A 13,887-nucleotide genomic window follows, 5' to 3' on the forward strand; every position below is an offset into this window, starting at 1 on the left:
CGGTTTGTCTACCAACGACCTCAACATTTAATGTCGCGTTTCGCGACAACTTATCACGTACTGTTTTTTGAAGAAGCGGTATTCACCGATATTGATATGCCATGGCTTGAAAAACGCCTTGAAGACAACCTACATGTCCTGGTCCCCCACTTGCCGGAAACCTACCAAGGCGCTATAGCAGTCGACGCCCAGCGTAATTTGCTGGATGAGTACTTAGCTGAAATAGCCGCCAGCGATATTATTTCATGGTACTACACCCCCATGAGCCTGCCCTACTCCGACCATTTGCGGCCGCGGCTAACCGTTTATGACTGCATGGACGAACTTTCCGCATTCCGCGGGGCCCCACCTTCGCTGGTGGAGCAGGAGCGCCGCCTGATTGAACGTGCCGATCTCATCTTTACCGGGGGTATCAGCCTGTTCGAGGCCAAGCGCCAACTGCATGACAACGTGCATCCCTTCCCCAGCAGCGTGGATATTGCTCACTTTGGCGCCGCCCGCAAGCCCCAGCCGGAACCAGAGGATCAAGCATCGCTGCCCCGGCCGCGCCTGGGTTTTTTTGGGGTCATTGATGAGCGTCTGGATATTGCGCTATTAGAGAAAGCCGCCACTCAGCGGCCTGAATGGCAATTCATCTTGATTGGCCCGGTGGTCAAGATCGACCCCGACACCCTCCCCAAGCTACCCAACATCCACTACCTGGGCCCTAAATCCTACGCTGAGCTGCCTCAGTATCTGGCCAGCTGGGACGTGGCGCTTATGCCCTTTGCACTCAACGAAGCGACGCGGTTTATCAGCCCAACCAAAACACCAGAATACTTGGCGGGCGGGCGGCTGGTCGTTTCGACGCCGATTGCCGATGTGATACGCACCTACGGGGATAGCGGCGTGGTCAAGATCGCCAAGACGCCGGAGGAGTTTATCAGGGCCATTGAGGAATCACTTAAGGAACTTCCACACCATGAGCGCGTGTGGCAATTGGCCGATGCGGCACTGAGCGATATGTCGTGGGATACCACCTGGAAGCTGATGGAGGAGCAAATGCGATGTGCAGTATGAAACGTACTCCAAGTGGTTCCTATGACTACTTGATTGTGGGCGCAGGCTTCGCGGGTAGCGTGCTGGCCGAACGGCTTGCTACTCAGTTGGGCAAGCGCGTGATGGTAATTGACCGGCGCCCGCATATTGCGGGCAATGCGTTTGATCATTACAACGAGGATGGCGTGTGGGTGCACCGTTATGGCCCGCATATTTTTCATACCAACGCCCAACGCATTGTCGATTATCTCTCCCAGTTCACCGAATGGCGCCCCTATGAGCACCGCGTGCTGGCTCAGGTAAATGACCAGCAGGTACCCATCCCCATTAACCTGACCACGCTTAACATGCTCTATGACCTGGACCTGGATGAGACGCAAGCGGCTGAGTTTCTCACCTCACGCGCCGAGCCGGTTGAGAATATTCGCACCTCTGAAGATGTGGTAGTCAGCCAGGTAGGCCGCGAGCTTTATGAGATGTTTTTTCGCGGTTATACACGTAAACAATGGGGGCTTGACCCATCTGAGCTGGATAAATCGGTGACGGCTCGCGTACCCACCCGTACCAATACCGATGACCGCTATTTCACGGATAGTTTTCAAATAATGCCCAAGGATGGGTACACCGCTCTTTTCGAGAACCTGCTTGCCCACCCTAATATTACACTTCAGTTAGGGGTGGATTTTGAAGCGGTGCGTGACCAGGTCGATTACCACCACTTGATCTATACAGGGCCGATTGATGAGTACTTTGGTTACCAGCTGGGCAAGCTGCCCTATCGCTGCCTGCGCTTTCAGCATGAAACGCTGAACCAAGAGGTGTTCCAGCCGGTGGGCGTGGTCAACTACCCGTCAGAGGACGTGCCCTACACTCGGATCACCGAGTACAAGTACCTGACCGGGCAGCAGCACCCCAAAACCAGCGTGACCTATGAATTCCCCACCGACCAGGGCGACCCTTACTACCCCATCCCCCGAGCCGAGAACACCGAGCTTTACCGGCGCTACCGTGCGCTGGCCAATGCCACGCCAGGGGTCACCTTTCTGGGCCGCCTGGGCAGCTACCGCTATTACAATATGGATCAGGTGGTGGGCCAGGCCCTGGCCACCTTCGAGTATCTGGCTGAGGCACATGCCGGTGATTCATTGGCGCCAGTCGACGAAACGCGGGTAAGCTAAGATGCACCGCTTCACCGACAAGGGCGTAAAACGGCATGCATCAGCCGAGTCTGTTTAAAAGCTTTTTTCTGGGAGGGTTCGAGTGCTCTACCCATCGCCGCCGGGATGGGCGTCGCCTGGATTTGATCGCCGGAACCCGGCACGATCAGTACGCCAGTAATGACTACGCAGCGCTCGCCCATCACGCCATTCACAGCGTACGTGACGGCATGCGCTGGCATCTTATCGAGACCGCCAAAGGCCGTTACGATTGGAGCAGCGTGCTGCCAATGATACGTGCGGCCAAGGCGCAGCATACCGAGGTCATCTGGGACTTATGTCACTACGGCTGGCCGGATGATATTGATATCTTCAAGGCTGAATTTGTCGAGCGCTTTGCCGCCTATGCCGCCGCCGCTACGCGGCTTTTACGCGATGAAGGCGTTGAAGCACCGCTTATTACTCCGCTTAATGAAATCTCCTTCTGGGCCTGGGCCGGGGGGAGCGTGGCCCACTTCAACCCGACCGTGCGCCGCCGGGGCGATGAGCTTAAATGTCAGCTGGTACGCGCCGCCATTGCCGCCATGGAAGCGATTCGGGAAATCTCACCCAAGACGCGCTTTATTCAGGTCGACCCCATTATCCACGTGGTATCCCGCTCAACCCGGCGGCGGGATCGCGAGCGCGCCGAGCGGCTCAAATTCGAGCAGTACACGGCGTGGGATATGCTGTGTGGCTACCTTCACCCTGAGCTAGGTGGCCAGCCTGCCTACATGGATATTATGGGGGTGAACTATTATCCGCATAACCAGTGGTACGCCAATCGTCAGGATATTCCCATGGATAGCCCCGATTACCGCCCTTTCCATCAGCTTTTAGCCGATGCTTATCAGCGTTATGGAAAGCCGCTGCTGATTGCGGAAACAGGCGCTGAATGCGAGCGCCGCGTACCGTGGGTACGTTATGTGTGCGAGCAGGTCGACATAGCCCTGCGCCAGCACATTCCTGTTGAGGGCATCTGCCTGTATCCGGTCACTGATTATCCCGGGTGGGAAAATAACCGCCACTGCAGAACGGGCCTACTGGGGTATGCCGACGCTCAGGGCCAGCGCCCCGTCTTCTCACCGCTGGCAAATGAATTGACGTTCCAGCGGCGGCGCTTTGAAAACCGGCCAATACTTGAGGCGCTCAACGCATAGCATTGCCGGGTTGCAATTACCGGTTTAACTATCGAGACTAGGCGGACTAATACGCCAATGAGCGCACACCATGCACCTGAATGCCGATTTCTCGCAGTTTGCCTGTATCACGCCCGAGCAGTACCAGTGGGTAGATGCCCCCAGTGCAGGCGTTACGCGCATGATGCTGGACCGAATTGGCGACGAAGTAGCCCGTGCCACGAGCTTGGTGCGCTATGCCCCCAATAGCCAGTTTAGTGCCCACACTCACGGGGGCGGCGAAGAAATATTGGTACTTGAAGGCGTGTTCGCCGATGAGCATGGCCGTTACCCGGCGGGCAGCTATTTACGCAACCCCGTGGGTACGCACCATACACCTCAGATTGGCGATGAAGGCGCACTTATTTTCGTCAAGCTCCACCAGTTTGACTTGACCGATACGCTGCAGCTGGCCGTACCCGCCCATCGGCTGCCCTGGCAGCCCGACCGACGGCCTCACATTGCCTACAAGATGCTGCATACCTTCAGGCAAGAGCGCGTGAGCCTTGAGCGCTGGGCGGAAGGCACGTCTATTGCTTATCCAACACTTAAAGGCGGTTTGGAATTGTTTGTGCTGGAAGGCACGCTAAGCGACGGCGAGCAGAACTACTCGGCGGGTACCTGGTGCCGTTATCCCAGTGGCGCCACGCCTGTATTAACGGCCGGTAGCGATGGGGTCATGATGTACCTTAAGCGCGGCCATCTGCCCGCCGCCTGATGCACTAACTAACCACGCATCAGGCCCAGAAAGGGCAACAGCGTGAGTGCGCCGATCAAGCCAACCGCTACTAGTACCAAAACTACTTGGGCAGGATGTTCAACAAGCCGCTGCCAAAGCGTTGGCAACCTGCCTTGCGCCCGGGCCTCGTGCAACTCGCGCTGGGCCTGATCAAAACGCGCTGCCTGATAGGTAGCAAGCGCCGTTTCGGCGGCGTCACGCTGGCTTTCATCACGTAGCCAGATGGCATCCACCCCCAAGCGGAAAAATCCCGCTTGGGTTTCATAGGTATCAAAGCCCTGTTCTGCCAGCAGCGTGCGCACCTCCATGGCTTCTTCATCGGTCACGTAACGCAGCCGAAACAGCAAATGTGCCATCCTAGTTACCCATGGCCGCCATCAGATCCGCCTGAATCACTTCGATCCAGTAGCCGTCCGGGTCTTTGACGAAAATTACATCCTGCATTTTGCCCTGGTCGGCACGTTTTACAAACGTCACCTCGTGTTCATCAAACCACGCCTGGGCGGCAGCTAAATCCGGCACGCTGAAACAGATATGCCCAAAGCCCTGAGGCTCGGCATTGCCATCGTGATAGGCAAACTCGTCCTTATCTTCCGTGCCCCAGTTATGGGTCAGTTCAAGCAGCCCCTTCTGGCTGAACGTCCAGGCGGTGCGGGCCTGAATGTCTTCCGGCACTTGGTCGCCGGCCTCAAGATTGGCCAGAAAATAGAGCGAAAACTGCATCTCTTCGAAATCCAGGCGCCGCAGTACCTGCATGCCGAATACCTTGGAGTAGAACGCCAGCGAGCGTTCGGGGTCCTTGGCCCGCAGCATTGTGTGATTTAACCGAAACCCTTGGGTCTGTGGCGCAGAGGGGGCGATACCGGGGTGCTGCTCACCTTGAAAATTCATCTTAGGATCCTTAGGCATTTTGCTGATAAATGGGTCGATTGAGCGTCTATCTTTGACAAAGTTGTAGCAATGTACAAGCCTGTAACTTAATCATGCCGCCCTGCTTGAATAACGCATGGCACTAACCATGTGGGCAGAAAAGCGATTTTTCCAGCCCCGACGATAGGTAGAAGACATGTCTCGTGATCTAAATGTGCTGGGCGAACCCCTGACGCCTTGCTGCCATTTACCAAAAACGGGCTTTTACCGGGATGGCTTTTGTCGTGTGGGGCCTGAAGATGCTGGCGTTCATGCGGTATGCGCCATCATGACCGATGAGTTTCTCACCTTTTCCAAGGCGCAAGGCAATGATCTGGCGACGCCCAGGCCTGAGTTTGGCTTTCCTGGCCTTGCCCCTGGCGACCGCTGGTGCTTATGCGCAAGCCTTTGGCAGCAGGCTGTCGATATGGGATTGGCGCCACCGGTGATTCTGTCGGGTACCAATGAACGAGCGCTTGCGTTTACGACTCTGGAGATACTGCGCCAGCACGCCCTTGATCTTGTTCATTAGCGTAGCCGACCGTCATTACTCTGCTCCACCGCTTGCCTTCAATAAATCCTCGTTTTATCCGCCGCTTGCGCTTTACACCTTCGCCCAAGGCAAGGATAGTAGCCGAATCGACAGGGGCGCCTGATCACTTCAGGCTGAGATGCACCCTTTGAACCTGAACCGGATAATACCGGCGTAGGAAGTCGCGGTGTCATTTAACACCCGATCTACGCTGCGAGGTGGCCATGACATCACTTCCGCTGAGCGACGCGCTCTTTGCCTTACAACGTGCCACGCCGCTGGTGCATTGCATTACCAACTATGTGGCGATGAACAGCACGGCTAACTGCCTGCTGGCGATTGGCGCTTCTCCTGCCATGCTCCATGCGCCTGAGGAGGTTGCCGAGTTTACGCGCTTGGCTAGTGCACTCTCAATCAATATTGGCACGCCTTCGCCCGCCTGGGCAGAAGGCATGCAGCTGGCGGCGAGTACTGCGCAAGAGAGCAACACCCCTTGGGTGTTTGATCCGGTCGCGGTAGGTGCGACCCGCTACCGCCAGACGCTTTCCCAAACGCTACTGACGTATCAACCCAGCGCTATTCGCGGTAATGCCTCGGAAATCATGGCCCTGGCAGGCCTTGCTAATGCTGGCCGCGGCGTGGATGCCACTGCTTCCACCGAGGAGGCACGTGAAAGCGCCATCGCGCTTGCCAAGCGGCAGGGCTGTATCGTGGCGATGACCGGCGAGAGTGACTTCATAACCGATGGTACCCAGCAGTGGCGCATTACGGGTGGGCACGCATTAATGCCGCGGGTGACCACCTTAGGCTGCGCCTTGAGCGCTTGTGTTGCCGCGTTTATCGCCGCCAGGCCTGAAGCACCGCTGGCAGCCACCGCTACCGCCGTAGCCAGTTTTGCCATTGCCGGGGCACGCGCCGGGCAACAGGCGGCAGGCCCCGGCAGCTTTCAGGTCGCCCTGTTGGATGCTTTTTACCAGCTGACGCCTGAAGATCTGGATCAGTTTACCGGCCTGGAGAAAGCCTGATGCGTTTCGATCTTTCACTTTACTTGGTCACAGATGCAAGCCTATGTGCGGCTTTCGGCCTTGAACGCACCGTGGTTGAGGCGGTAAAAGGCGGCGTCAGTTTTGTGCAGCTGCGCGACAAGCACGCAAGCGATGCCGACATGATTGACCAGGCAAAGCGCTTAAAGGCCGCACTTGCGGGTAGCGGCGTGCCGCTGGTGATCAACGACCGTTTGGAAGTTGCCCTGCAAAGTGGCGCTGACGGCCTGCACGTTGGCCAGAGCGATACGGCCGTCCAGGAGGCGCGTGCCGCACTCGGCCCGGATGCCCTTATAGGGCTTTCGATCAATACCCTTGAGCAACTGCATGCGGCGCCGATTAGCCTGTTGGATTATGTAGGCCTTGGCCCGGTATTCGCCACGCCCAGCAAGCGCGACCACGCTGCCCCCTTGGGGTTTGAAGGCCTGGCGCAGCTGGCCGCCGCTTCATCACTGCCAAGCGTTGCCATCGGGGGACTGAAGGCAGAACATGCCGAGCAGGTGTTTCAGACTGGCGCACACGGGCTTGCTGTTATTTCTGCCATTTGCGGGCAGGCCAGTCCTTTTGATGCCGCCCGCGCCTTTGCGCGCTCCAAGCTTTAGGCGAGTAGCCATGCCTCCGTTTGAGTCAATCGTTGCGTTTGTACGCGTGGCTGAGCTGAAAAGCTATACCCGCGCGGCCGAGGCGCTGTCGCTCTCGCGAACCCGTATTTCGCGGCTGGTCATGGCACTTGAAGCCTCCCTGGGCGTGCGTTTGATTCAGCGTACCACGCGGCGCCTGCACCTGACCGCGGAGGGCGAGCGCTATCTTGTTCATGCCCAGTCTATTCTACAGGCCCTTGATGTAGCTGCCGCCGATGTGGGCAGCGGCATTACCGAGGTGCGCGGCCACTTGCGCATCAACGGACCGATGAGCTTTGGTGTTCGCCACCTTTCTCCCTTGGTAGCACGCTTCATGGCCGAGCACCCAAGCCTTGAAGTGCGCCTTGATCTTAACGACCGACGCGTGGATCTTCTCGAAGAGGGTTATGATGTCGCCATTCGCATCGGCAGCCTGCCGGACTCCAGCCTGATTGCGCGGCGTTTGACACGCTGCCGGGTGCTGTTTTGCGCCTCTCCTGACTACCTTGCCCGGCATGGTACGCCCACGACTATTGAAGAACTGAAGCAGCATCACTGCCTGCGCTATCGCAGCGGCCCTGCCAATGGCGACTGGCGCTTTGACAATGTGACATTAGCTGTCCAGGGCCCGCTTGAAAGCAATAACGGTGATGTCCTGACCCACGCCGCCGAAGCAAGCCTGGGGATTGCCCACCAACCCAGCTTCCTGGTGGCCGAGAGTATTATCCAGGGACGCCTGGTGCCGGTCTTAACCCATATTGCCCCTCGGATGCTGGATATTCACGCTCTCTACCCGGCACGACACTTCCTACCTGCCAAGGTGGAGCGCTTTATTGAGCTGCTGGCGAATGCCTGGGGCAGCCCACCTCTTTGGGAGCGTGACATGGGATTGTCGCCTATTGTGCAACAGTGATGTTCATTTATGGCGGATTATCTTCGCCTTAAAGAAACGTAAAGTGTCTTCATTGAGATCGCCATTACCATTCAATGGAGCACCCTATGCAAACATCTGCTGTAACGGCTTCTGCCATTCAACCTCATGCCATTGCGCTGCTGCGCGTATCACTGGGTATCATGGCTTTTGCTCACGGCTTGCTCAAAGTGTTCGTGTTCACACTGCCCGGCACCGTCAGCTACTTCGAGTCCCTGGGATTACCCGGTTTTATGGCTTACCTGACTATTATCGGTGAGCTGGGAGGCGGCCTGGCATTGATACTGGGTATCTATACACGCTGGGTCAGCCTTGCCATGATACCGCTATTGATAGGAGCCACGTCCGTCCACCTGGGCAACGGCTGGCTGTTTTCCAACACCGGCGGCGGCTGGGAATTCCCGCTGTTCTGGACCGTTGCCCTGCTGGTGCAGGCAGGCCTGGGAGGCGGAAGCGTTATTATTAATCGCCGCGTCCGCTAACCCTTTGTACATGCCCCGGTTGAATGCCGGGGCTTACTGCCAGGAGAATCCGCCATGTTACCCAGTCTGTTTATCTCACACGGCTCACCCATGCTGGCCCTTACCCCAACGCCTGCGCACCGTTTTCTGCGTGAGCTAGGCAAGACGTTAAGCCCCAAAGCCATCGTGGTGGTTTCTGCGCACTGGGAAACCCCCTCGCCTGAGGTCAGCATCAGCGCTTGGCCTGACACTATTCACGATTTCGGCGGCTTTCCCCGCGAGCTGTTCGAGTGCCAGTACCCCGCCCCGGGCGAGCCAGCACTCGCTCAACGCGTGGCGGCCCTCCTGGATGCCAAATGCGTAGAGCGCGGGTTCGATCACGGCGCCTGGGTGCCACTTTCGTTGATGTTTCCTGGCGCTGATATTCCGGTGGTCTCGGTATCGCTTCCTGTGCGCTGGTCAAACGGCGAGCTGGCTGGGTTAGGCAAATATCTAGCCGTACTTCGCGACGAAGGCATCCTGGTGATTGGCTCGGGTAGCCTGACGCATAACCTGTATGAAATCATGCCGCAGAACAATCAGGCGCCCGGGTGGGTCGATACATTCGCTAGCTGGGTTAATACCAGGTTGGCTGATAATGATCGTGAGGCACTGCTTAACTGGCAGGAAGCGCCGCATGCTCGTGACAACCACCCAACACCTGAACACTTTCAGCCGCTGTTAGTGGCTATGGGGGCGGGCGGCGAGGCGAGTCAGCTGCACCACAGCGTTGAGCACGGTGTGCTGACCATGGATGTGTATGCGTTCGCCTAGGCTTTTCGGGGTAAGTTAATCCTAGATCGATTGCCAGATTCTGGCATAAGAAAGCCCCTGCTGGCTGAGATCAGACCTCTCGACCAACAGGGGCTTTTATCGGCTGAGATTTACAAGCTGGCGTTAACCACCATGCACTCCATGCCCTGAAGCTCCAGCTCGCGGCAGGCTTCCCTGGCATGCTGTTCGTCCAAGGCGACCAGACGTGCCCGATAGACCGGTGTCTGGCCTTCTAAGGTATCCACAGCAACTCGCCCAGCCCGGCTATTGGTCAAGCGCTGGGCGGCCTGCTGAGCCAACTGATGTGCCTGGGCTTCTTGACTAAACGCGCCAACCTGGATACCCCAGCCACCTATTGGGGGCGCTTCAATAAGGCGCTCTCTTTGAATAAAGTCCTGCAACGGATCTGAATCAGTAGCGGTAGACGTTTCGCCAGGACCCTCGATGGTTATCTTGGCTAATTGTTCCTCCACTCTGGCATTTGGAGTAGGTGAAACCGTCGTGGTTTCAACATTAGCCAGCATTTGGCTAGGTGCGTATACCGGCGCCTGACGCGGAGGAGCCACGGGGGGGGTCGGGGCTCCAAACCCCATATACTCTTGAGAGAAGCTGGTATTGGCAATCCAGGTGCGGTGATCGCGCAACTCAGCACGCATAAAGCCCCTATCCAGCAAACTGGCCATATGGGTATCGCGGGATGCAGCACTAAAGCCACCCATGACAACGGCAACTAAACGGCGGCCATTATGTACAGCGGTGGTCGCCACGTTAAATCCAGAGGCACGAATAAAGCCGGTTTTTAAACCATCAGCGCCGGGGTAGTCGCGCACCAGACGGTTATGGCTGGTATGGCGTGTGCCGCGAAAGGTAAACTCCTGCAGTCCAAAATAATGGAAGTACTGGGGAAAATCCTGCATTACGCGCACCGAGAGTGTCAGCATATCCCGAGCAGATGTTATTTGCTGGTCATCGGGCAACCCTGAAGCGTTTCGAAAGGTCGTCGCACTCATGCCCAGCTCTTGCGCCTTTTGAGTCATTAACCGGGCAAACTGCTGCTCGCTGCCTCCTAGAGCCTCACTAATTACCACCGCGACATCGTTAGCCGAACGGACTGCTAACGCGCGAATGGCGGTATCTACAGGAATACTGCTGCCTGCCGCCAGCCAAAGCTTGGTAGCCGGCATGGCCGCCGCCTGAGCGGAAACGGGTAGCGGCTGGTTAAGGCTCAGCTCGCCGTTTTCCAGCGCTTCAAAGGTGAGATACAGCGTCATCATCTTGGTAAGCGATGCCGGATAGCGCGGCGCATCAGCGTTTTCGGAGTAAAGGACTTCGCCGTTATCAAGATCTACCACAATGCCTGCGTAACGCGGGTTGGCCTCGGCATCAGCGGCCATGCAGGCCATCAAGAACAGCATCGTGAATGCTAGCCACGCCCTCGCCAGTTTATTATCGTTAACTCCCCTCGCCGCCATGTCTGCCCCTTGCCGATTAATCTACCCTGGAAACGAAACCCATACGTCCGGACGTAACTTGGGCGCGCTGGATTCTGCGCCACCTACATCGCGATTAAAGCGCTGATAATGATTTTTGCCAAGCCTGAGAGCTCACCATTAGCTCACTCTAGACTAGCATGCCAACCGTACAATTTAACGCCTGTGCTGAGTATAAATGTAGCGAGAACACACGTATCCATCGCTGAACAATCTTTGCGACCTGCAAACGCAGCGACACAGCGACACAGCGCAAATAGTTTTGACGCAATAAACTTGACATAAAAACTGGGCATAAAAACTGGGCATAAAAAAACCGACCCTATCGGGTCGGTTTTCATTCTGCCTTCAAGATACCGCGACTAAAGATTTACTCTTCAGCAGCGGCTTCTTGGGCAACCGGACGGTCTACTAACTCAACGTACGCCATGGGCGCATTGTCGCCAGCGCGGAAACCGCACTTGAGAATACGGATGTAACCACCCGGACGCTCGGCGTAACGCGGACCCAGCTCGTTGAACAGTTTGCCGACGGCTTCTTTGGAACGTGTGCGAGAGAACGCCAAACGACGGTTCGCAACGCTATCCTGCTTGGCTAAGGTGATCAGCGGCTCGATAACGCGACGCAGTTCCTTGGCCTTGGGCAGGGTTGTCTTGATGACTTCATGTTCGACCAGCGAGACAGACATGTTCTTGAACATGGCCTGACGATGCGAGCTGGTGCGATTCAGATGACGACCACTCTTACGATGACGCATGGTTGTAATTCCTTACCAAACTGGGACTCGAGTCGACACTCACGCGGAGGCCTTGTCGTCCTTCAAGCTAGCGGGCGGCCAACTTTCCAACCGCATACCGAGGGACAAGCCGCGCGCCGCCAAAACGTCCTTGATTTCATTCAAGGATTTTTTACCGAGGTTCGGTGTCTTCAACAGCTCAACTTCAGTGCGCTGGATAAGATCACCGATGTAGTAAATATTCTCGGCTTTAAGGCAGTTCGCGCTGCGAACGGTCAACTCAAGATCGTCTACGGGGCGCAATAGGATTGGATCAACATGATCCTCTTCCTCTTCGACTTCCTGCTCTTTATCAGCTTCCAGGTCGACGAAGGCGGCCAGCTGCTCTTGCAGAATGGTCGCACTGCGACGGATAGCCTCTTCCGGATCCAAAGTACCGTCGGTTTCCAGATCGATAATCAACTTATCGAGATCGGTGCGCTGCTCAACACGAGCGGCTTCAACCGAGTAGGAAACGCGGCGGACAGGGCTGAAGGTGGCATCCAGCTGCAGGCGGCCAATAGCACGGGTCTCTTCATCAGAGCCACGGGCGTCAGCCGGTTCGTAACCACGACCCAGCGCTACCTTAAGCTGAATTTTCAGCTCGGCACCTTCATTGACATGTGCAATGACGTGATCCGGGTTGACGATTTCGACGCTATGATCAAGCGCAATGTCGCCAGCAGTGACGACGGCTGGGCCCTGCTTGTTCAGCGAGAGCACCGCCTCATCGCGGCTGTGCATCTTGATCGCAACATCTTTCAAGTTCAGGAGGATTTCGATGACATCTTCCTGCACCCCTTCGATCGCACTGTACTCGTGCTCTACACCAGCAATTTCAGCCTCTACCACGGCAGCGCCGGGCATAGACGAAAGCAGAATGCGACGCAGTGCATTCCCCAGGGTGTGACCAAAACCACGCTCGAACGGTTCGAGAACGATCTTGGCATGATGTGCGCTGATTTCTTCGACCTTGATGTCGCGAGGACGAAGAAACTCTGTCACTGAACGCTGCATATGAACACCTTTCAGGCTGCCAAACGGATACTGAGTTCTTAAGAACACGTACTCAAGAGCGTCTGGGCGGTTAGCTTTGCTACCCCGCCCAGGCTTCAAGAAGCAGATTAATTAACGCCGCTTACTTGGAGTACAGCTCGACGATCAGGTTTTCGTTGATGTCGGCAGTCAGGTCACCGCGTTCAGGCAGAGCCTTGAAAGTGCCTTCCATCTTCTTGGCGTCGATTTCGATCCAGACGATATCGCCACGGTTGGCCGCAATGGACAACGCGCTTTGAATACGAGCCTGGTTCTTCGCCTTTTCGCGAACGGACACAACGTCACCCGGCTTCACTTGATAAGAAGCAACGTTAACGGTGCGGCCGTTCACGGAAATCGCCTTGTGGCTAACAAGCTGACGCGCTTCAGAGCGAGTCGAGCCAAAGCCCATACGGTAGACGACGTTATCCAGTCGGGATTCAAGCAACTGCAACAATACTTCACCGGTCGCGCCTTTCAGGCGAGCAGCTTCTTTGTAGTAGTTACGGAACTGTTTTTCGAGTACGCCATACATACGACGTACTTTTTGCTTCTCACGAAGCTGCAAGCCGTAGTCTGAAAGACGCTGACGACGTTGGCCGTGTACACCCGGGATTTGCTCGGATTTACACTTTTTCTCGAACGGAGTCACGCCACTCTTCAAAAAGAGATCGGTGCCTTCACGACGAGACAGTTTGCACTTCGGTCCAATATAACGAGCCATGAATCTGTCTCCTTAAACGCGGCGTTTCTTAGGCGGACGGCAGCCATTATGGGGAATGGGCGTCGCGTCTACGATGCTTTGCACGCGGAAGCCTGCGGCATTGAGTGCGCGCACGGCGGATTCACGACCGGGACCTGGGCCTTTAACCAGTACGTCTACGTTTTTCACACCATACTCGGCTGCAGCAGTCGCTGCACGTTCGCTTGCTACTTGAGCAGCGAACGGGGTGCTCTTGCGAGAACCACGAAAACCCGAACCACCGGCAGTTGCCCAAGAAAGAGCATTGCCCTGGCGGTCTGTGATCGTCACGATCGTGTTGTTAAAAGAGGCATGGATATGCGCTACGGCATCCACAACCTGCTTTTTAACCTTTTTACGGTTACTACGCGGGTTAGCCATGTTG

17 protein-coding genes and 1 riboswitch are annotated in these 13,887 nt (G+C 56.4%); of the genes, 10 read left to right on the top strand and 7 right to left on the bottom strand.

Annotation, left to right across the window (positions count from 1 at the left end; all coding sequences use genetic code 11):
• The first annotated feature begins 30 nt into the window (after positions 1–30).
• The 4 genes from ELY38_RS15995 (at position 31) to ELY38_RS16010 (ending at position 4,130) form a co-directional block, all read left to right on the top strand.
• Positions 31–1,059 (top strand): glycosyltransferase family 1 protein, encoded by a 1,029-nt coding sequence (locus tag ELY38_RS15995; RefSeq protein ID WP_246009170.1) that lies wholly within the window; start codon positions 31–33, stop codon positions 1,057–1,059.
• Positions 1,056–2,216: a UDP-galactopyranose mutase gene (gene glf, locus ELY38_RS16000; protein WP_127063220.1), complete on the top strand. Its 1,161-nt coding sequence runs from the start codon at positions 1,056–1,058 to the stop codon at positions 2,214–2,216. The genes ELY38_RS15995 and glf overlap by 4 nt, the downstream gene beginning before the upstream one ends.
• 35 nt (positions 2,217–2,251) lie before the next feature.
• The gene (locus ELY38_RS16005; RefSeq protein WP_127063221.1) at positions 2,252–3,394 is read left to right on the top strand and encodes a glycoside hydrolase family protein; all 1,143 of its coding nucleotides are present in this window, start codon (positions 2,252–2,254) and stop codon (positions 3,392–3,394) included.
• Positions 3,395–3,464: 70 nt separating this feature from the next.
• The gene (locus ELY38_RS16010) at positions 3,465–4,130 is read left to right on the top strand and encodes a cupin domain-containing protein (RefSeq protein WP_127063222.1); all 666 of its coding nucleotides are present in this window, start codon (positions 3,465–3,467) and stop codon (positions 4,128–4,130) included.
• An 8-nt stretch (positions 4,131–4,138) separates the two neighbouring features.
• On the opposite strand, the gene ELY38_RS16015 is transcribed toward ELY38_RS16010, so the two are convergent.
• Positions 4,139–4,507: a DUF6164 family protein gene (locus ELY38_RS16015; protein WP_127063223.1), complete on the bottom strand. Its 369-nt coding sequence runs from the start codon at positions 4,505–4,507 to the stop codon at positions 4,139–4,141.
• A 1-nt stretch (position 4,508) separates the two neighbouring features.
• Positions 4,509–5,042: a lactoylglutathione lyase gene (gene gloA, locus ELY38_RS16020; protein WP_127063224.1), complete on the bottom strand. Its 534-nt coding sequence runs from the start codon at positions 5,040–5,042 to the stop codon at positions 4,509–4,511.
• Positions 5,043–5,217: 175 nt separating this feature from the next.
• Here gloA and ELY38_RS16025 point away from each other — a divergent pair, with 175 nt between their 5' ends.
• The 6 genes from ELY38_RS16025 (at position 5,218) to ELY38_RS16050 (ending at position 9,460) form a co-directional block, all read left to right on the top strand.
• On the top strand, positions 5,218–5,592 hold the full coding sequence (locus tag ELY38_RS16025; RefSeq protein ID WP_127063225.1) for a DUF2237 family protein: 375 nt from the start codon (positions 5,218–5,220) through the stop codon (positions 5,590–5,592).
• A gap of 102 nt (positions 5,593–5,694) precedes the next feature.
• A riboswitch (TPP riboswitch) is annotated at positions 5,695–5,790 on the top strand.
• A 26-nt stretch (positions 5,791–5,816) separates the two neighbouring features.
• Positions 5,817–6,617, top strand: a complete 801-nt coding sequence (gene thiM, locus ELY38_RS16030; protein WP_127063226.1) for a hydroxyethylthiazole kinase — start codon at positions 5,817–5,819, stop codon at positions 6,615–6,617.
• Entirely contained in the window at positions 6,617–7,237 is a 621-nt protein-coding gene (gene thiE, locus ELY38_RS16035) for a thiamine phosphate synthase (protein ID WP_127063227.1), read from the top strand. Before thiM ends, thiE begins: the two co-directional genes overlap by 1 nt.
• Positions 7,238–7,247: 10 nt before the next feature.
• Entirely contained in the window at positions 7,248–8,168 is a 921-nt protein-coding gene (locus ELY38_RS16040) for a LysR family transcriptional regulator (RefSeq protein ID WP_127063228.1), read from the top strand.
• 86 nt (positions 8,169–8,254) lie between these two features.
• On the top strand, positions 8,255–8,668 hold the full coding sequence (locus ELY38_RS16045) for a DoxX family protein (protein ID WP_127063229.1): 414 nt from the start codon (positions 8,255–8,257) through the stop codon (positions 8,666–8,668).
• A gap of 54 nt (positions 8,669–8,722) precedes the next feature.
• Positions 8,723–9,460 carry a DODA-type extradiol aromatic ring-opening family dioxygenase gene (locus ELY38_RS16050; protein WP_127063230.1) on the top strand — a complete coding sequence of 246 codons (738 nt, stop codon included), beginning with the start codon at positions 8,723–8,725 and terminating at the stop codon, positions 9,458–9,460.
• A gap of 110 nt (positions 9,461–9,570) precedes the next feature.
• Here ELY38_RS16050 and ELY38_RS16055 read toward each other — a convergent pair whose 3' ends face one another.
• The 5 genes from ELY38_RS16055 to rpsK form a co-directional block, all read right to left on the bottom strand.
• Positions 9,571–10,932, bottom strand: a complete 1,362-nt coding sequence (locus ELY38_RS16055; protein WP_246009171.1) for a D-alanyl-D-alanine carboxypeptidase family protein — start codon at positions 10,930–10,932, stop codon at positions 9,571–9,573.
• Positions 10,933–11,320: 388 nt separating this feature from the next.
• Positions 11,321–11,707, bottom strand: coding sequence for a 50S ribosomal protein L17 (gene rplQ, locus ELY38_RS16060; RefSeq protein WP_126949722.1), 387 nt, complete (start codon positions 11,705–11,707; stop codon positions 11,321–11,323).
• 39 nt (positions 11,708–11,746) lie between these two features.
• Positions 11,747–12,742, bottom strand: coding sequence for a DNA-directed RNA polymerase subunit alpha (locus tag ELY38_RS16065; RefSeq protein WP_126949723.1), 996 nt, complete (start codon positions 12,740–12,742; stop codon positions 11,747–11,749).
• A 121-nt stretch (positions 12,743–12,863) separates the two neighbouring features.
• Positions 12,864–13,484 carry a 30S ribosomal protein S4 gene (gene rpsD, locus ELY38_RS16070; RefSeq protein ID WP_127063231.1) on the bottom strand — a complete coding sequence of 207 codons (621 nt, stop codon included), beginning with the start codon at positions 13,482–13,484 and terminating at the stop codon, positions 12,864–12,866.
• Between the two features lie 12 nt (positions 13,485–13,496).
• Positions 13,497–13,883, bottom strand: coding sequence for a 30S ribosomal protein S11 (gene rpsK / locus ELY38_RS16075; protein WP_009099028.1), 387 nt, complete (start codon positions 13,881–13,883; stop codon positions 13,497–13,499).
• Positions 13,884–13,887: the final 4 nt, after the last annotated feature.

The organism is Vreelandella nanhaiensis, from assembly GCF_003990185.1.
Lineage (GTDB): Bacteria > Pseudomonadota > Gammaproteobacteria > Pseudomonadales > Halomonadaceae > Vreelandella > Vreelandella nanhaiensis.